General features: G+C 46.3%; 21 protein-coding genes. 10 read left to right on the top strand and 11 right to left on the bottom strand.

What is annotated here, in order from left to right:
* The first annotated feature begins 310 nt into the window (after positions 1-310).
* From NYE38_RS05130 to NYE38_RS05120, 3 genes are all read left to right on the top strand, one after another.
* Positions 311-748 (top strand): HIT family protein, encoded by a 438-nt coding sequence (locus NYE38_RS05130; RefSeq protein ID WP_340803075.1) that lies wholly within the window; start codon positions 311-313, stop codon positions 746-748.
* Positions 749-883: 135 nt separating this feature from the next.
* Positions 884-1,963, top strand: coding sequence for a 3-phosphoserine/phosphohydroxythreonine transaminase (serC, locus tag NYE38_RS05125; protein ID WP_340803077.1), 1,080 nt, complete (start codon positions 884-886; stop codon positions 1,961-1,963).
* A 120-nt stretch (positions 1,964-2,083) separates the two neighbouring features.
* A complete protein-coding gene (locus tag NYE38_RS05120; RefSeq protein ID WP_012117208.1) occupies positions 2,084-2,602 on the top strand; it encodes a tryptophan transporter in 519 nt (172 codons plus the stop codon).
* Positions 2,603-2,659: 57 nt separating this feature from the next.
* Here NYE38_RS05120 and NYE38_RS05115 read toward each other — a convergent pair whose 3' ends face one another.
* Positions 2,660-2,851: a hypothetical protein gene (locus NYE38_RS05115; protein ID WP_007409223.1), complete on the bottom strand. Its 192-nt coding sequence runs from the start codon at positions 2,849-2,851 to the stop codon at positions 2,660-2,662.
* A 116-nt stretch (positions 2,852-2,967) separates the two neighbouring features.
* Here NYE38_RS05115 and NYE38_RS05110 point away from each other — a divergent pair, with 116 nt between their 5' ends.
* Together NYE38_RS05110 and NYE38_RS05105 are read left to right on the top strand one after the other, a co-directional pair.
* On the top strand, positions 2,968-3,324 hold the full coding sequence (locus NYE38_RS05110; protein ID WP_014417330.1) for a YtxH domain-containing protein: 357 nt from the start codon (positions 2,968-2,970) through the stop codon (positions 3,322-3,324).
* Positions 3,325-3,503: 179 nt separating this feature from the next.
* Positions 3,504-4,115 (top strand): HTH-type transcriptional regulator Hpr, encoded by a 612-nt coding sequence (locus NYE38_RS05105; RefSeq protein ID WP_014417329.1) that lies wholly within the window; start codon positions 3,504-3,506, stop codon positions 4,113-4,115.
* On the opposite strand, the gene NYE38_RS05100 is transcribed toward NYE38_RS05105, so the two are convergent.
* Complete coding sequence (locus NYE38_RS05100) at positions 4,112-4,453, bottom strand: YhaI family protein (protein WP_003155243.1); 342 nt, start codon at positions 4,451-4,453, stop codon at positions 4,112-4,114. The two genes, NYE38_RS05105 and NYE38_RS05100, sit on opposite strands and share 4 nt — an antisense overlap.
* 210 nt (positions 4,454-4,663) lie before the next feature.
* Here NYE38_RS05100 and NYE38_RS05095 point away from each other — a divergent pair, with 210 nt between their 5' ends.
* On the top strand, positions 4,664-5,194 hold the full coding sequence (locus tag NYE38_RS05095; protein ID WP_007409225.1) for a DUF3267 domain-containing protein: 531 nt from the start codon (positions 4,664-4,666) through the stop codon (positions 5,192-5,194).
* A gap of 60 nt (positions 5,195-5,254) precedes the next feature.
* Positions 5,255-5,473: a hypothetical protein gene (locus NYE38_RS05090; RefSeq protein WP_003155245.1), complete on the top strand. Its 219-nt coding sequence runs from the start codon at positions 5,255-5,257 to the stop codon at positions 5,471-5,473.
* Between the two features lie 57 nt (positions 5,474-5,530).
* Here the strand turns inward: NYE38_RS05090 and yhzE2 are convergent, their stop codons facing one another.
* Both yhzE2 and yhzE1 read right to left on the bottom strand, forming a co-directional pair.
* Positions 5,531-5,617 (bottom strand): sporulation protein YhzE2, encoded by an 87-nt coding sequence (gene yhzE2, locus NYE38_RS05085; RefSeq protein ID WP_003155248.1) that lies wholly within the window; start codon positions 5,615-5,617, stop codon positions 5,531-5,533.
* Between the two features lie 124 nt (positions 5,618-5,741).
* Entirely contained in the window at positions 5,742-5,828 is an 87-nt protein-coding gene (gene yhzE1, locus NYE38_RS05080) for a sporulation protein YhzE1 (RefSeq protein WP_017417375.1), read from the bottom strand.
* 158 nt (positions 5,829-5,986) lie between these two features.
* On the opposite strand from yhzE1, the gene NYE38_RS05075 reads away from it, so the two are divergent.
* A complete protein-coding gene (locus tag NYE38_RS05075; RefSeq protein WP_257988957.1) occupies positions 5,987-6,838 on the top strand; it encodes a peptidylprolyl isomerase in 852 nt (283 codons plus the stop codon).
* A gap of 38 nt (positions 6,839-6,876) precedes the next feature.
* On the opposite strand, the gene NYE38_RS05070 is transcribed toward NYE38_RS05075, so the two are convergent.
* The 6 genes from NYE38_RS05070 to NYE38_RS05045 form a co-directional block, all read right to left on the bottom strand.
* Positions 6,877-7,104: a sporulation YhaL family protein gene (locus NYE38_RS05070; RefSeq protein ID WP_012117207.1), complete on the bottom strand. Its 228-nt coding sequence runs from the start codon at positions 7,102-7,104 to the stop codon at positions 6,877-6,879.
* Between the two features lie 114 nt (positions 7,105-7,218).
* Positions 7,219-8,163, bottom strand: coding sequence for a 3'-5' exoribonuclease YhaM (gene yhaM / locus NYE38_RS05065; RefSeq protein ID WP_014417327.1), 945 nt, complete (start codon positions 8,161-8,163; stop codon positions 7,219-7,221).
* Between the two features lie 73 nt (positions 8,164-8,236).
* Positions 8,237-11,119 (bottom strand): AAA family ATPase, encoded by a 2,883-nt coding sequence (locus NYE38_RS05060; RefSeq protein ID WP_326116803.1) that lies wholly within the window; start codon positions 11,117-11,119, stop codon positions 8,237-8,239.
* Positions 11,116-12,339, bottom strand: coding sequence for a DNA repair exonuclease (locus tag NYE38_RS05055; RefSeq protein WP_071181675.1), 1,224 nt, complete (start codon positions 12,337-12,339; stop codon positions 11,116-11,118). Before NYE38_RS05055 ends, NYE38_RS05060 begins: the two co-directional genes overlap by 4 nt.
* A 110-nt stretch (positions 12,340-12,449) precedes the next feature.
* On the bottom strand, positions 12,450-13,709 hold the full coding sequence (locus NYE38_RS05050) for an ABC transporter permease (protein WP_017417371.1): 1,260 nt from the start codon (positions 13,707-13,709) through the stop codon (positions 12,450-12,452).
* A complete protein-coding gene (locus NYE38_RS05045) occupies positions 13,702-14,598 on the bottom strand; it encodes an ABC transporter ATP-binding protein (protein WP_007409231.1) in 897 nt (298 codons plus the stop codon). The genes NYE38_RS05050 and NYE38_RS05045 overlap by 8 nt, the downstream gene beginning before the upstream one ends.
* A gap of 105 nt (positions 14,599-14,703) precedes the next feature.
* Here NYE38_RS05045 and NYE38_RS05040 point away from each other — a divergent pair, with 105 nt between their 5' ends.
* Positions 14,704-14,889: a YhzD family protein gene (locus tag NYE38_RS05040; RefSeq protein ID WP_015239502.1), complete on the top strand. Its 186-nt coding sequence runs from the start codon at positions 14,704-14,706 to the stop codon at positions 14,887-14,889.
* A gap of 24 nt (positions 14,890-14,913) precedes the next feature.
* Here the strand turns inward: NYE38_RS05040 and NYE38_RS05035 are convergent, their stop codons facing one another.
* Complete coding sequence (locus NYE38_RS05035; RefSeq protein WP_017417370.1) at positions 14,914-15,681, bottom strand: enoyl-CoA hydratase; 768 nt, start codon at positions 15,679-15,681, stop codon at positions 14,914-14,916.
* Positions 15,682-15,865: 184 nt separating this feature from the next.
* Between NYE38_RS05035 and NYE38_RS05030 the strand changes: the two genes are divergently transcribed.
* Positions 15,866-16,219 carry a hypothetical protein gene (locus NYE38_RS05030; RefSeq protein ID WP_014417322.1) on the top strand — a complete coding sequence of 118 codons (354 nt, stop codon included), beginning with the start codon at positions 15,866-15,868 and terminating at the stop codon, positions 16,217-16,219.
* The last annotated feature ends 22 nt before the right edge of the window (positions 16,220-16,241 follow it).

The raw sequence follows: 16,241 nt of genomic DNA, 5'->3' as shown, positions 1-16,241 counted from the left end.
AGAACAGTTGGATGAAAATCAACATGTCCTGTGCTTACAATTTCTTCACACACTGCTTTGATGATGTTCTTCATTCATGATGAAATAATCAAATGAGGTGTTTGTCCCAGGAATGATTAAGCAGACTCATAAGTCTTCATTTTAAAAACAAATGAGGTGCTTACAAAAGGCATATTCAATTTTCTGTGATAAAGCTTCGTACTTCTGCATCAGGGTGAACGCGCAGCCGTTCATCCTGTTTTTTGTTTTGGCCGTTTTTGTGGTACGATGAGAATATACATATATTTCTTTTCAGGGAGGAAACCCATCTATGCACAAAGCGGACGATTGTATTTTCTGCAAAATCATTGCCGGTGACATTCCGTCTTCAAAAGTATACGAAAATGAACACGTCGCGGCGTTTCTTGATATCAGCCAGGTCACAAAAGGCCATACGCTCGTGATTCCGAAAACACATATCGAAAACGTGTACGAGTTTACGCCTGAGCTTTCTAAAGAATATTTTGAAGCGGTGCCGAAAATCGCACGCGCCATCCGCGATGAATTCGAGCCGATCGGGCTGAATATTCTCAATAACAACGGTGAAAAAGCGGGCCAATCGGTGTTCCATTTTCACATGCATATCATTCCGCGTTACGGAAAAGGCGACGGTTTCGGGGCTGTCTGGAAGACCCACGCCGAAGACTATACGCCTGACGATCTTCAGAAGATCGCTTCAACCGTCAGAAAACGGCTTGCCTCATCTTAAAGATGAGGTTTTTTTGCGTCCGGAAACACAAAAAACATAAATTATATTTTTTTATATCAAAAAAATCAAAAAATTGTGATAGGATAATTGTATTATTTCTTACACTAAAGCGGAAAACAGGGAGAGATCGTAAACATGGAACGTACAACGAATTTCAATGCAGGACCCGCAGCCCTTCCACTGGATGTGCTGCAAAAAGCACAAAAAGAATTTGTCAACTTCAATGATACCGGCATGTCCGTCATGGAGCTGTCCCACCGGAGCAAAGAATATGACGCGGTGCACCAAAAAGCCAAAAGCCTTCTGAAAGAACTGATGGATATTCCCGATGATTATGATATTTTATTTCTTCAAGGCGGCGCAAGCCTTCAATTCTCCATGCTGCCGATGAACTTTTTAACACCGGAAAAAACGGCGCACTTCATCGTAACGGGCGCATGGTCTGAAAAAGCACTCGCCGAGGCGAAACTGTTCGGAAACACATCCGTCACGGCAACAAGCGCAGATTCAAACCACAACCGCATACCGGAAGCGGACCTCTCAGGAATCAAAGACGGCGCCTACCTGCATATTACGTCAAACAACACGATTTTCGGAACGCAGTGGAAAGAGTTCCCGAATTCACCGATCCCGCTCGTAGCCGACATGTCAAGCGACATCCTGAGCAGAAAAATTGATGTCAAAACGTTTGATGTCATCTATGGCGGAGCCCAGAAAAACCTCGGGCCGTCCGGCGTCACGGTCGTCATCATGAAAAAATCATGGCTTGAAAACGAAAACGCCAACGTCCCTAAAATTTTGAAATACTCCACTCACACAAAAGCCGACTCACTGTATAATACGCCGCCTACATTTGCGATTTATATGCTGAGCCTCGTCCTTGAATGGCTGGCTGAAAACGGCGGTGTCGAAGCGGCTGAACGGCGCAATCAGGAAAAGGCCGATGTCCTGTACGGCACAATCGACGCAAGCGGCGGGTTTTACGCGGGGCATGCCGCAAAAGACAGCCGTTCTCACATGAACGTCACGTTCACCCTCCGCGACAGCAGTCTCACGAAAAAATTCGTTGAAGAAGCGAAAGCGGCTAAAATGATCGGACTCGGAGGCCACCGCTCAGTCGGAGGCTGCAGGGCGTCTATCTACAACGCCGTCAGCCTGGCTGATTGTGAAAAACTGGCTCAGTTTATGAGAAAGTTCCAGCAGGAAAACGAATAAATTTCTTCTAACATAACGGTTCCTTTGATATACTGTTTGCATATCAATTTTTCCGGCCATCGCAATAAATGACGAGCATATTATTGGATGGCGAAAAAGCTTAGCAGAGGAGAGCTTAGTATGAAAACAAAAGAATTAGTCATTATGGCCCTGTTTGCGGCAATCGGAGCGGTGCTTCATTCCATTATGCCGCCGGTATTATTCGGAATGAAACCCGATATGATGCTTGTGATGATGTTTATGGGTATTCTGTTATTCCCCCGTGTGCAGAACGTACTGATGATCGGGATTGTAACGGGAATCATTTCCGCACTCACGACATCTTTTCCGGGCGGACAGCTTCCGAATATCATTGAAAAACCGGTAACGGCGTTTCTGTTTCTCGCGCTGGCGCTTTTGGTGAAAAAGAGCGTGAAAACAGCGGCCGCCGCCGTCATTACGATAGCCGGCACCTTCATCTCCGGTTTGCTCTTTTTGGCGCTGGCCCTTCTGATTGTCGGCCTGCCGGGCGGATTCACCGCATTGGTGCTCGCGGTCGTCCTTCCGGCGGCTGCGCTGAATACGATCGCCATTATCATTATGCATCCGATTGTGCAGACGATCTTAAAACGGTCCAATATGATTGAAACGGTGAAATAACCGCATACCGAAACCTCTTCCGGCCGGAAGAGGTTTTTTAATGTGTTTCAGCATGTTTTATACGAGAAGTTTTGTGAAAAAGATAAGGAACAATGCGAGGGCGGTTCCTGCTGAGCAGACGATGGCCTTTTGGCGGACGACCCGCTTCGGCGGATAAGAAGCGGCCTGGCCGAGCAGTTTCAGGTAATAAACGGCGCCCGCCGCAAAGACAAGAGCCATACAAGATAAAACAATCATAAAGACAGACAACCTTCTCCCTCCTTTTCCCTTAAAAAATATGCTAAAATAAAGCAAGCTATGTATAGAAGTTTATTCTTCTGAACAAAAATGATAAAAGTTATGAGAAAAAAAACGGGGTGATTCAAATGGCTGACGGACGTTCCCTTTTAACAGGCCTTTTCGTAGGCGGATTGATCGGAGGCGCAGCGGTGTTACTCTCGGCTCCTTCATCCGGAAAAGAGCTGCGGGGCAAAATCAAAGAGAATTGCAATTCAATTGAGGACACAATCAAACGGTTAAAAAAAGACGGAATGGCGCTTAAGGACCAGCTTGTCCAAACGGCGAAAGAAAGCGCAGAAGTCATTAAAGACGTAGGCGGAGAGCTTCAGACCAGCATTAAAAGGTGGCAGGAGGAAATCAAGCCGCACCAGCAGGATCTCCAAAAGGAAATCGCTGATATCGAAGAGAAAATCAGACAGCTGGAGAAAACCTTACAAAACTAATATCCTATACAACCAAAAAAAGTGCGGACCTATTGCGTTCCGCACTTTTTTTTGCGGTTTAAAGCCTTTCCCAGCAAAGGATTAAGAATTTATTATAAAATTCTTAAATTTTCATCTTTATTAATCTTTATTTTATTGGCATAATAGAGGAAAAGAAAATGTGAAGCAGGTGATCTGTATTGAATCGTGTTGAACCGCCTTACGATCTAAAAGAAGCTTTAATCTATACCCAAAAAATGGCGCAGCTGTCCAAAGCGCTCTGGAAATCTATCGAGAAAGACTGGCAGAATTGGCTGAAGCCGTACGACCTTAATATTAATGAGCATCATATATTATGGATTGCCTATCAGCTTAAAGGAGCTTCTATTTCAGAAATCGCCAAATTCGGCGTTATGCACGTATCAACTGCATTTAACTTTTCAAAAAAGCTTGAAGAACGGGGATATCTGAAATTTTCCAAGCGGCTGAATGATAAACGGAACACGTACATTCAGTTAACTGAAGAAGGGGAAAATGTATTCGAAAGCCTGCTTGAGGAATTTGATCCGTCGAGGAACGCGGTGTTTAAAGGCTCACAGCCGATCTACCACTTATTCGGGAAGTTTCCTGAGGTTGAAGAATTAACCTGTGTCATCCGCCACATTTACGGCGAAGATTTTATGGAGATATTCGAGAAATCATTGACAAACATAAACAATGATTTTGAAAGTGAAGACGGAAGGCTGAAGAAAAAAACGGACGAATCGGCTGTCCATGAAACGGCTGAAGAGCTGGAACCGATCAACAGTTAATCAAAGTGCTTCATAATCTCAATAAACTCTTCCATCAGCGCTGTATAAAGCCCCTGCTCATACAGAGCAAAAATCGTTTCATGAACATCTAATTTTTCGTTCAGCTGTCCCGCAAAAAGCGCAAGGAGCTTGTCAAACGTCACAAAGCCTTGCGCTTTTTGCGACTCCAGCTCGTCCTCCAATTCGCGGCAGATCCGCCCGACCTCTTCTCCTTCTTCTTCGGTCAGCCCTTTTTCAATCATCATCGCATAAAAAGGGTACTTATCCATATCCACCGTTTTCACCAGCAATTGTATGTAATATTCTAAACGCCCGATACGCTGATCCATTGAATCCATCCGTTTCACTTCTTTCTATCTTTAATCTTATTTTAGCTGATAATGAATGGAGAAGAAAGGTTAAACCGTACATTTCCATGTTTCACCGAGCTCTTCTGTTCTTCTCTTTCCAGGTTTATTTTTTTCTTTAAAAAAGGATTGATTTTTTCTCCTGAAGAGAGTAAATTATTTTGAGATTGTATTCCATCTTTGTACGGAAGGATGACTCTGATGAATTGCTGGAAAACCATTAATCTGATCAAAGATTATGGTGCGGTTCGTTTATTATTGACTGCTGTAGGTTTTATGATCCTGTTTTTTATATGCAACTTCTTGGCATTCGGGCTGCTGCGTCCGAATATCAGTTTAAGTGACGGGCACGTGTTTGCTTTTTGTGTTCTGCTCGTTGTTACTTTATTTGTACATAAAGTCATACATGTCCTGCCGATGATCTGTAAAAAAAGAAAAAAGGAAATGAAAATGTACTTCTTGCGGATGCCGACATGGAAAGGCATACCGAAAACGACGATGCTGATTTCAACGATCAGCCCGTTTTTATTCATTACGCCGTTATTGTTTTATGCCGGACTGGCATTTCCGAGACACGCTCATTACTTTTATATGATTTCGAGCATTCATGCGGGGTATTGCCTGCCTGATCTTCTGTTTGCGCTCCATCTGGTCAAAGCGCCCAAATCATGTCTGATTGACCAGGAATCCGACGGTTTTGATATTTTAGTAAAAAAAGTGCCGGAGTCTTGATGTCCCGCTGATTTTTCAGGTTACATTCTATCTTTTTTAATAAATATTTGGTAATGTAATATGGGAGCAGTTCAGAGAGAGGGGGAATCTCCCATCATTTTATTCTATTTTATCGTGGCTGCCCTGTTTATTCTTTATTTCATAAACAGGCTCACAAATACATTATGCCTTGTCAGAGAGATTCCTGAAGACCGGCAGGATAAGGTATTCCGTTTTATTAATGTATCTATTTTAATTTTACTGATCTCTTCATTCGTCGAGATCTCCTTTACTGTGTAAACAGGCAAAAAAATATGGCTGACGGAGGTCTGACCCCCCGACAGCCATATTTTTTTCTTAATAAAGCCAAGAAGCGCCGATGATGATCAATAAGATGAACAGAACAACCAATAATGCAAAACCGCCTGCAAATACTTCACCCATCTCCAAAAGCACCTCCTACAAAACGTTTTATTTTTCCAATTACATCATATGCAATTTACTTCTGAAACGATTAGGCGCCCGGGTAAGAAAACGGACCGCTTTTAGAAAAAGCGATCCGTTTCGCTTAGCAAATGTAAGCTGCACCTACGATGATAAGCAATATGAACAGTACTACGAGCAGCGCGAAACCGTTTGAATATCCTCCGCCCATGGTTCATTACCTCCTTTTCATGATCAATATATTTGTATGTATCAGGAAAAAGTTTGACTAGACGAATGCCCTTTATTTAAAATCTTTTTACAGAAAGCCACAATATGTTATGATACGCATATGCAATTTAATTTGGATGATTAGGAGTGTTTAAAGGAATGAAGAAAATCGCGATAGCAGCTATTACGGCAACGAGCGTCCTGGCTCTCAGCGCTTGCAGCAGCGGCGACAACGACGTAATCGCCAAGACAGATGCCGGAAATGTAACAAAAGGCGAGCTCTACACGAACATGAAAAAAACTGCGGGTGCAAGTGTGCTGACACAGCTCGTACAAGAAAAAGTATTAGCAAAAAAATACAAAGTAACGGATAAAGAAATCGATAACAAGCTGAAAGAGTACAAAACGCAGCTCGGTGATCAGTACAGCGCCCTTAAACAGCAGTACGGCGAAGATTACCTGAAAGATCAGGTGAAGTACGAACTGCTTGCACAAAAAGCGGCGAAAGACAACATCAAAGTGACTGACTCCGAAACGAAAGAATATTACGACGGCTTAAAAGGTAAAATCCGCGCAAGCCACATCCTTGTCGCTGACAAAAAGACAGCTGACGAAGTGGAGAAAAAGCTGAAAAAAGGCGAGAAGTTTGAAACGCTTGCGAAAGAATACTCAACTGACACATCAAAAGACAGCGGCGGCGACCTTGGCTGGTTCGATAAAAAGTCAATGGATGAAACATTCAGCAAAGCTGCATTCGGCCTGAAAGTCGGACAAGTCAGCGATCCGGTCAAAACAAAATTCGGTTATCATATCATCAAAAAGACGGAAGAACGCGGCAAATATGATGACATGAAAAAAGAACTGAAAGAAGAAGTTCTTAAACAGAAATTAAACGACAACTCAGCTGTACAGGCGGCAATTCAAAAAGTCATGAAAAAAGCTGACGTAAAAGTGGAAGACAAAGACTTAAAAGACACGTTTAACACTTCAACATCTTCTGAATCTAAATAAAAAAACTGTGCGGGCTCTCGGCGAGCCGCACAGTTTTTTTATGCGATGGAATGATTGGAGTTTTCTTCTGCATCCCCGTTTTCACTTGCGGGCGCAGCCATACGGCGCTCGCGTTCCTGTTCCATCCGTTCAATATACACCCTTCCTTCTTTTTCAATAAACGACTGGTCAAGCTTTTCCTCTTCTTTAGCTGTTGTGAAAAGCTTATATGCGCTGAAAATAATTCCGATAATGCAAAGGTATACCCACCAAGGAAAAAATAGCACGTCGGTTTCCTCCCTTTTTCACCCAGAGTCTTTATTCTAAGTTATGCTTGATAAAGACAAGTTATGAGAGCTGAACGTAAAAAAGACCGATCATAGAGAATCGGCCTTTTTATCTTATTGATGGAAAGTCGGTTTATAGAAAGAACGGTTTTCAAGCGCAAATACACGCTCTGTGTATTCGCCCGGCTTCACCCGTTCCAGCGCTCTGTCCATCATGATCATTTTTGCATCCAGATTATCAATGTAGTGCAGAATTTCCGCTTCTTTCACCATCGGCGGTTTCGGGCTTCCCCATTCCGCTTTTCCGTGATGGCTTAAAATCAAATGTTTCAGAATCAGCACTTCTTCAGCGTCAATCTGAAGCTCTTCGGCTGCTTTTGAAAGCTCTGTCACCATGATCGAAATGTGCCCGAGCAGATTCCCTTCCACGGTGTACGTTGTGGAGACGGGGCCTGAAAGCTCTTTTACTTTGCCGAGATCATGCAGAATGACTCCGGCATACAGTAAATCCCGGTCAAGAGACGGATACAGATCGGCAATCGCTTTTGCCAGGTTCAGCATGGACACTACATGATACGCGAGCCCGGAGACGAACTCATGGTGGTTTTTAGCCGCAGCCGGGTAATCCATAAACTCAGCCGCATATTTTTTGACCAGATGTCTTGTGATCCGCTGGATGTTTGGATTTTTCATTTCAAAAATGTATTGAGTGACGGTTTCCATCATTTCATTTTTCGGAATCGGCGCCGTTTCCAGAAAATCATCAATGCTGACATTTTCGTTCTCGCCGGCCGGCCGGATGTTTCTCAGCTTAAGCTGGTTTCGTCCGCGATAGTGATGGACATCTCCGATCACCTTCACGATCGTCTGCGCCGCGTACGTTACTTCATCAGTCGGCTTGGCATCCCACAGCTTCGCTTCGATATCTCCCGATTGGTCCTGCAGTATTAACGTCAGGAATGGTTTTCCGTTGCTTGCGATTCCCTTAGTCGAAGATTTAATCAGAAAGTATTGATCGACCTGCTCGCCGACCTCGTGCAGCATAATACCTTTTGCCATTCTATTAAAAGCTCCCTCCATATCTTACATAATACCAGTATAGCACATACCTCTTTTTTGAAAATAAACTCTTTTATGACAGGAGCCGCATGACTTGTCCGCTGTGAAAAGACCGGCTGACATGCTCATGGCAGGTGAAATAAAGTATCTGCCGCCCGCCTTCTGAAAGCTGATTCAGCACATCAAACAGCCGCTGCAGCCGCTGCCTGTCAAAATGGACAAAACTGTCATCAAGTAAAAACGGCAGTGATACCGCAGACTCCCTCTCTGACGCAAGGGCAAAACGAATCGCCGCATAAAGCTGCTCGCATGCCGCCTGTGACAGTTCGCCTGCAGAAAACACCGTTCCGTCTTTCCGCATGACCATAATGGAATCATCAGCTTCGGAAAAATACAATTTGTGATAGCGTCCGTCCGTAAGCGGTCCGTATAATGCACCGGCGGTTTCTAACAGACGGGGAAGCGTCACTTTTTTATGCCGCTCCATTTTTTCCCTGATAATGTGTCTGACCGTCTGTAATGCGGCCCACTCTTTAGCGGTTTTTTTCACGCGCTCCTTCTGCATTTCTGTCTGCTGTTTTAAATCGGATACAAGCCCCGAAGACTCCAGCTGCTCTTGCTTCACCGTTAATAAAGCGGTTTGCTCACGGAGCTGCGCGTTTTTTTCCTCAAGCGTTTCTTTCTCTTTTTCCTTCTGAACGACTGTATGTTCAAGTTCGGACACTGTGCGGCTCATGTACGGCTCCAGCTGTTTTCCGCCTATGCCGGACAAGTGCGTTTTGATTTCGCGCAGCTGCCGCTCTGTTTCCCGGCGGCTTTCATTCAGCCTGGCGAGTTCACAAAAGTGTTCGCGGTTTTTTGCGCCTGCCGCCATGAAAAGCTGTTTGACCTGCTGTTCGTAGTAATGAACTTCTTCGTTTAATTCACGCATTTGCTCTTGTGCATGCAGCAGATCCGTTTCGAGCGCCTGCTTTCGTTTTGCTTCCTCACGGGCCAGTTCCGCCTGCGCCAGCAAAACGTGCAGTCTTTCTTTTACGGACAGCTTCCTTCCGTCTGAAGGACTCAGCTTTTTGACCCGGTCCTCAAATGCTCTTTGCAGCTTTTGCAGCCGGCCCGCTTCAATGGTCAGCTCATGCTTGTTAAGGATTTCTTTTTTGACATCTTTCATCACATGATATGCGTCAAGAAGATGGGAAGGACTTCCTGAAAACCCCAGTTCCTTCATAAAAAGTTCCGCCTGTTTTTCAGACGGCGCCATTTCCGCCTCCCATTCTTCATATTGGCGGATGATTCTTTCATATGCCGCTTCTTTCTGTTCAAGCACGGCTTGATCCGCAATCAGCTGCTGCCGGTGCCGGCCGTCACGCCAAAGCTCTTCCTGCAGAAGATCAGCCGCTTCTTTAGAGATCGCCGGCTTCTTTTTCTTGTGTCCGGGCCCTCCTCTTTCTGACGGCAACGGTTTTTGCATGCCGGACAGCATATACAGCAGCAGAGCGCCGGTAAAAAGGGCGGCGGGCAGCCATTCCTTTAACATAGCGAAAATCGCAATGAACAGAATGCCCGCACCGAGAAAGAGCTTTTTTTGTCTGGCGCGCTGTTTTTCCAGATGCTGAACATGTGCCTGCCATTCGTTTCCTTCTGTATCAGCCGTTTGCTTATATGATTGTAAAGCGGCTTCTTTTTCTTTCCTGACAGCGGGGTCCAAAATGTTTTCCGCCGTCACGGCATGTTTTCGTTCGGCTTCTTCCAGCTCCAGCCGCGCTTGTTCGAACATCGCATCAAGCTGTGCCTTTCTTTCTCTTGCCTGTCCGGCGCTCTGCACGGCTTCCTGCAGCCGCCATTCATATTCATAATCGGTGTTCAGTGAAAGAATGCCGTCTTCCTCATGTCTTCCGAGCTGCTGCAATCCTGACGAAACGCGGGCAGATGTCTGCCGGATCTGTGATTGGATGGCGGCAAGCTGTTCGCCGCGCGATTCGTACATATGCTGCTCGCCGGAAAGCTCCTGCAGCTGCCGCTCTTTTTGCAGCAAGTCCTCATTTGGAGCGAGCAGCTCAGCCTGCCGCCGGAGTTCATCCGCTTTTGCCCGAAGCCCCTCAAGACGGGCCGCTTTCGGATGGAGATGCGATTCGTATTTTTCAAGCTGATGCATTCCGTCCTTCGGGAATTGCTTCAATGCTTCCGGATAAGAAGAAAGTTCGCTTTCCAAGGCTGTTTTTTTATCTGCGAGCGGCTTTGCTTCTATCGCTGATTTTACTGTTTTGATTTCTTCAGTTATGTCTTTCAATCGTGCTTCGGCATCCTGCAAACGGCCGCCGGCGCTTTTTTTCTCTTCCAGAAGGCTGTGATAGCCCGCTTCCGCAGCTTCCGCCTGTTTCAGCTGGGCGCTGAGCCGCTTTAATGTATCCAACTCCTGATTTAAGCGGGGGTTCCGCCCGTTCGGCTTATACATCCTGTCAAGTTCTTTTGCCAGCCGCCCGTCAAGCTTTGCCGCCGCTTCCGACCCGAATAAGCTCGAATACAGGAGAAACTCGCCGATTTTGTCCCGGTTAAAAGCTTGAATCTCCTGCAGTCCGAATACATCGAACGAATAGATCGCTTCGTACAGCGCCCGGTCTGTATCGGAGAGAAGCTGTTTGAGCCATTCTCCGTCCTTGATTTCGCCTGAAGCCGTATACACTCTGACTTTTTCGGCAGCGCCTTTTGTCCGTTCGATTTTGACAGCGCCGTGATCGCCATGCTTCAATTCCACAGCGCCGCCGTAAACCCCGCCGTTTTTCGGTTCGTATTTTTTTGATTTCGGAAAACCGAACAGCACGCTTTTGATAAAGGACATCAATGTCGTTTTCCCCGCTTCATTTAACCCGTAGATCACTTGCACGGGAGAATCTGACAGCTGAAAACTTCGGTCGGAAAATTTTCCGTATTGGTAAATATGCATCGCCGTTATTTTCATCGCTGAATCTCCTTCATCTGGCGTCTTAAAACGGCTTGAGCCTGCCGCTTAATATCCAGTATCTCTTCATCTGTAAATGAAGCCATCTGACGCCGGTATACGGGATGACGCTCAAGGGCTTCAAATACACCGCTCATGTCCGCGCATTGTTCTATGTCCTGAAGGAGCCCTTTAAAAAACGGATCGGGCGGCACGTTGTCTGTTTCATCCGTCCGATCCTCAAGCGCAAGCGGCCAGACGAAACATTCCTCTTCGGCCTCTTCCTCCTGTAAAGCGGAAAGAAGCTCCTCCGCGATGCCTGCGGGCGCCTCCGTCCAAAAGCGGGGCGCCGCGCCGCGAAGCACCAGCCTGACACATGCCGGGCGGCCCGCCGCGCGCAAGCCGGAGAATGTATCCGATGCGGCTTTCAGAAGTGAAGTCATATGTTCAGCTCCGGAGATATCAAGATCAATTTCCTCCCATAACACATCATGCGCTTCTTTGAATTCCCAAGACATCTCACCGTTTGCCGCCCGGACGAGATAATATCCCTTAGGCCCGGTTTCTTTTAAATGCCGGGCTTGAATATTCCCGGGGTAAATGGCGGCGGGATGCCGGGCGGACAGAACCTGCCGTTTATGAATGTGTCCGAGCGCCCAGTAATCCATGCCGCTTTTTTCAAGGTCTTCTTTCGTAAACGGGCAGTACGGGTCATGCCCTTCCGCTCCTGATAACATGCCGTGGAGCATGCCGATATGATAAGGCGCGCCGGTCATTTTCCGGTAACGGGCCGCCTGATTGACCGTTACGCTTCTTTCTTGATAGCTGCATCCGTATATGCTTGCCGCAAGCTCTCCGTTTTTAAAGAAGGATTTTTCCTCCGGTGTATCCGAGGTGAAGATATGTACATTTTCCGGCCATTCAATCGGCGTCCACTTACCGCCCAAATGATCATGGTTGCCGAATATGACGAACACTTGGATATCCGCTTCCTGTAATCTCGTAAACTGTTTTCTCAAAAACAGCTGGGCTTTTAAACTTCTGTTGGCTTCGTCAAACAGATCCCCCGAAAGCAGCACGAAATCTGCCTGCTCCCGGAGTGCCCCGTCCGTCAGACGGCGGACGCTGTGAAATGTGCTTTCTTTAATACGCGCATATACCGGTTCAGGCAGATTCGAAATGCCGTAAAACGGGCTGTCCAGATGCAGGTCAGCGGCATGAATAAACGTCAGATCAGTCATCTCGCCCTCCCCTTTCTGCAAATTGAATTACCTTTATTTTAGCACCGTTTTTATACGAATGCACGTTCTGCAAAATAAAAAAACAGCCCGGCTGTTCCGGGCTGTTTCACTTATTTTTTGGAGATGCGCAGCGCTTGTTTGATCGCTTTGAATCCGCTGGCGTTTCCGTAAATCAATACGCCGCCTTTGTAAATTTTCGCGCCGACCGCCGCAAAGATCACGATAGTGACCAGTGTCAGGGCGATTCCGGCCGCAGCCTGCCAAAACGGGATATCGAGCATCCCGACGCGTAAAAACATAATCATCGGCGTGAAAAACGGAATGTAAGATGTAACGGTAATAAAACCGGCGTCAGGATTGCCGATGCCGAACATGGCGATCATAAAACCTGCCACGACTAAAAAAACCATCGGCTGAATCGTCTGCTGTACGTCCTCTATCCGGCTGACAACACTGCCGAGAAACGCGGCAAGCGTCGCGTAAAGAAAATAGCCGAGCAAATAGAAAATGACGGCATAGACTATCGTCGAGACCGGAACATCCGTAAAATTGAGAAATGCACTGATCGGCGACGACGCCTCATTATGAGGGTTCAGCTTCAGTGAGAGATAACCCGCCGCAATCAGCACCCCAAACTGTGTGATCCCCACGAGCGCGATACCGAACAGTTTGGCAAACATCTGCTGAATCGGCGGCATGCTTGAAATTAAAATTTCCATGACCCGTGACGATTTTTCCGTCGCCACTTCCATCGCAATCATGCTTGCGTACATGATAACTGAGAAGTAGATGACAAACAGCATGATGTATACAAGCCCCATTACCTGACCGAGCTCTTCCTCAGACTTCGCCCCTTTTTCCAGCGCGTCTTTGCTGACTTCCGGCGGAGTGTAGAGGCTGCTGACTTTTTCTGCCGAAATGCCGAGCTTGGCGGTTTCGACAGCGGTTTTTGTCTGGGTTAAAGCCTGCTTGAGCAGTTTATACGCTGATTCATCGGAAATGGTCAGCGCCTTGTATGCTCCTGTTATCGTTCCTTTTTGATCTTGTCTGATGATAAACAGTCCGTCCCATTCACCGTCTTTGACTCGCTTTACGGCATCTTTTTCGGACTCCTTCGTCTCCATTGCCTGCAGATCATTGTCTGTATCCGCCGCTTTAAGCTGTTTTGCAAACGCCGGGTACAGCCCGCCCGTTTCATCAATCACCGCGATTTGCTGCTTGCCGTCATCCGATTGAAACACGGATATAATCGATTGCAGGTTGGTCACCGCTAATACTAATAAAACGGTAATGGCGGTCGAAATAATGAATGACTTTGCCGCGATTTTGTTTTTATATGTATGAAACAGCATAATCCAAAATTTATTCATAAACGGCCCCCACCTTTTCTATAAAAATATCATGCAGTGACGGCTCTTCCAATTCGAACTTCCGTATAAAACCTTTCCCTTGCAGGGCCCGGAAAATATCCTGAGAAACCGGTTCATTCGCGACCTGCAGTCTGATCCCGTCATTTGTTTCCTTCCATTTCACGACGCCTTCATGCGTTTTTAAAAAGCTGAGGTCATCATCTGAATGAACGGTGACATTTTTTTTGCCGAAAGACCGCTTAATGTCTTTCAGATTGCCCTGAACGACGGGTTTTCCCTTCTGGAGAATGCACAAATTCTCACAAAGTTCTTCCACATGCTCCATTCGGTGGCTTGAAAAAACGATGGAAACGCCGCTGTTTTTCAAAGAAATGACCGCTTCTTTCAGCAGCTCGACATTCACCGGATCAAGACCGCTGAAAGGTTCATCGAGAATCAGCAGTTCAGGCTTATGCAGGACGGCCGAAATGAACTGGATTTTCTGCTGGTTTCCTTTCGACAGCTCTTCGACTTTCTTATTCTTGTAATCTGTAATGCCGAACCGCTCGAGCCATGTCATGAGCTCTTTTTCCGCCTCTTTTTTGCCCATTCCTTTTAATCTCGCCAGATAGACAAGCTGGTCACTCACCTTCACTTTCGGATACAGCCCCCGCTCTTCCGGGAGATAGCCGATTTTTTCACTGATGGAATAATTGACCGGCTGTCCTTTCCAGGTGATATGCCCGTCAGTCAGGCTTAAAAGACCTAAAATCATCCGAAAGGTCGTCGTTTTTCCCGCGCCGTTTGCGCCGAGCAGCCCGAACATTTCCCTTTCAGGTATTTGCAGGTTCAAATTGTCAACAGCGGTAAAGCTGCCGAATGTTTTCGTTACGTTTTCAATTGTAAGCACAAATCCAACTCCTTCCTTGACCCATTATATACTAATAATGGGTAAAAATTAATGGAGGATTTTAAATTCTTTATCAGAATATCATTCTATAAAGGGGGTGACATGATGGGACAATATGTATTGACCGCATTCCATGCGTCGGGAGAAACGCTGCTGAATGAACGGATCGAAGCGGATAATGAGGCGGAGGCGAAGGCCGCCGGAGAGGCTTTATTGAAGGAAAAAAAGCTTGAGAACAGTACTCATCGCTTGGTAAATGAAGCCGGAAAGCTGATTTTATTCCACAGATAACAGAAGCTTTCCGGCTTCTGTATTTTACCGGTTAAATTGCGGCGTCCGTTTTTCTAAAAAGGCGCGGATGCCCTCTTTATGATCATCCGTTTTTCTCATATTTTCCTGGGCCTTTCGTTCAAGAGACAAAACGTCTTTTAACCGGCTGATATGGAGGCTCTGATAAATAGCCTTCGTTTCAATCATCGCTGACAGCGGCGCATGCAGCAATCGGTCGATATACGGTTGTGCCCCCTCACTAGGGCCGCCGCTGAACAGCCCGTCGGCAAGCTTGAGCCGCACCGCTTTTTCAGCCGGCAATTTTTCACCGCTCCAAATCAGTTTTTTCGCTTCGATCTCACCGACGCGTCTCATTAATAAATAATGGCCTCCTCCATCGGGAACCAATCCGATGCCGATGAAATTCATCGCGAGGCGGGCGTTTTCTTCGGCGAGCACCACATCGGCGCACAGCGCGAAACTCAGCCCGAGCCCCGCCGCGGCTCCGTGGATGGCGGCAATCACAATTTTTTTCATATCATAGAGGGTCAGCGTAATGGATTCGATCATTTTCATGAGCCGTTCATATTCTCCTGAATCATGATCAGACGTCATCATCTGAATATCACCGCCCGCGGAAAATCCCCGGCCTTCCCCCCGTAAAAGCACGATAAGCGCCTCACTGTCGGCTGCCATCACGCATGCATTTTCCAATTCCCGGAGCATTTGTTCATTCAGCGCATTGTAACTGTCAGGCCGGTTCAGCACAATCTCCGCGATCTTTCCCTTTTCTTCATAACGAATATACTGCATGTTTACATCCCCCTTGAATCCGCTTACATATTTTGTTCAAATGATATATTCCTTCCCCCGAAGCGAAACTCCTTTATTTTTCAAGGTCAACAGATACCGAAAAATGCATATCATTTGAAACTGAACATACATTTTTATATAGTGAAATTGATATACAAAACAAAAGGGGGGAAAAACGCCGATAATGAAATATGTGATACTCAGCTTGTTACTGAGCTTTTTTATGGTGCTGTTCCCCCCTTCGGATGTCGCTCTTCCTTCCCAATTGGTGACAGAAACAGACAGCCATGTACAAATTTCGGTTTACCCGCAGGAAACGGATTCGGCAAAGACGCCGGTTCAAACCAAAACCGCTCCGCAAGGCCTGTCAAAAGGATACGGTGCGTTATCCCGGATGATCTCCCTGTTATCTGTCAAACCTCTTGATCAATTCATTGATTCCACCATGGAAAGGACATGCGCCATTCCGATACAATACCAGTCAAATTACCTCCGGCATCAGACCATTTCTCATTGCCAATCTGTATTTACGGTGTAAAAACAGTATATTCCGGAGGGAT

Origin of the sequence: Bacillus sp. EU63 (assembly GCF_038592915.1) — a bacterium.
Classification (GTDB): Bacteria; Bacillota; Bacilli; order Bacillales; family Bacillaceae; genus Bacillus; species Bacillus velezensis.
This window is presented reverse-complemented; position numbering and strand designations above follow the sequence as displayed.

Excerpts from the sequence above, each read along its gene's own strand:
- NYE38_RS05130 (WP_340803075.1), top strand. The coding sequence starts at position 311 with ATGCACAAAGCGGACGATTGTATTTTCTGCAAAATCATTGCCGGTGAC.
- serC (WP_340803077.1), top strand. The coding sequence starts at position 884 with ATGGAACGTACAACGAATTTCAATGCAGGACCCGCAGCCCTTCCACTG.
- NYE38_RS05120 (WP_012117208.1), top strand. The coding sequence starts at position 2,084 with ATGAAAACAAAAGAATTAGTCATTATGGCCCTGTTTGCGGCAATCGGA.
- NYE38_RS05110 (WP_014417330.1), top strand. The coding sequence starts at position 2,968 with ATGGCTGACGGACGTTCCCTTTTAACAGGCCTTTTCGTAGGCGGATTG.
- NYE38_RS05100 (WP_003155243.1), bottom strand. The coding sequence starts at position 4,453 with ATGGATTCAATGGATCAGCGTATCGGGCGTTTAGAATATTACATACAA.
- NYE38_RS05095 (WP_007409225.1), top strand. The coding sequence starts at position 4,664 with ATGAATTGCTGGAAAACCATTAATCTGATCAAAGATTATGGTGCGGTT.
- NYE38_RS05090 (WP_003155245.1), top strand. The coding sequence starts at position 5,255 with ATGGGAGCAGTTCAGAGAGAGGGGGAATCTCCCATCATTTTATTCTAT.
- yhzE2 (WP_003155248.1), bottom strand. The coding sequence starts at position 5,617 with ATGGGTGAAGTATTTGCAGGCGGTTTTGCATTATTGGTTGTTCTGTTC.
- yhzE1 (WP_017417375.1), bottom strand. The coding sequence starts at position 5,828 with ATGGGCGGAGGATATTCAAACGGTTTCGCGCTGCTCGTAGTACTGTTC.
- NYE38_RS05075 (WP_257988957.1), top strand. The coding sequence starts at position 5,987 with ATGAAGAAAATCGCGATAGCAGCTATTACGGCAACGAGCGTCCTGGCT.
- yhaM (WP_014417327.1), bottom strand. The coding sequence starts at position 8,163 with ATGGCAAAAGGTATTATGCTGCACGAGGTCGGCGAGCAGGTCGATCAA.
- NYE38_RS05060 (WP_326116803.1), bottom strand. The coding sequence starts at position 11,119 with ATGAAAATAACGGCGATGCATATTTACCAATACGGAAAATTTTCCGAC.
- NYE38_RS05055 (WP_071181675.1), bottom strand. The coding sequence starts at position 12,339 with ATGACTGATCTGACGTTTATTCATGCCGCTGACCTGCATCTGGACAGC.
- NYE38_RS05050 (WP_017417371.1), bottom strand. The coding sequence starts at position 13,709 with ATGAATAAATTTTGGATTATGCTGTTTCATACATATAAAAACAAAATC.
- NYE38_RS05040 (WP_015239502.1), top strand. The coding sequence starts at position 14,704 with ATGGGACAATATGTATTGACCGCATTCCATGCGTCGGGAGAAACGCTG.
- NYE38_RS05035 (WP_017417370.1), bottom strand. The coding sequence starts at position 15,681 with ATGCAGTATATTCGTTATGAAGAAAAGGGAAAGATCGCGGAGATTGTG.
- NYE38_RS05030 (WP_014417322.1), top strand. The coding sequence starts at position 15,866 with ATGAAATATGTGATACTCAGCTTGTTACTGAGCTTTTTTATGGTGCTG.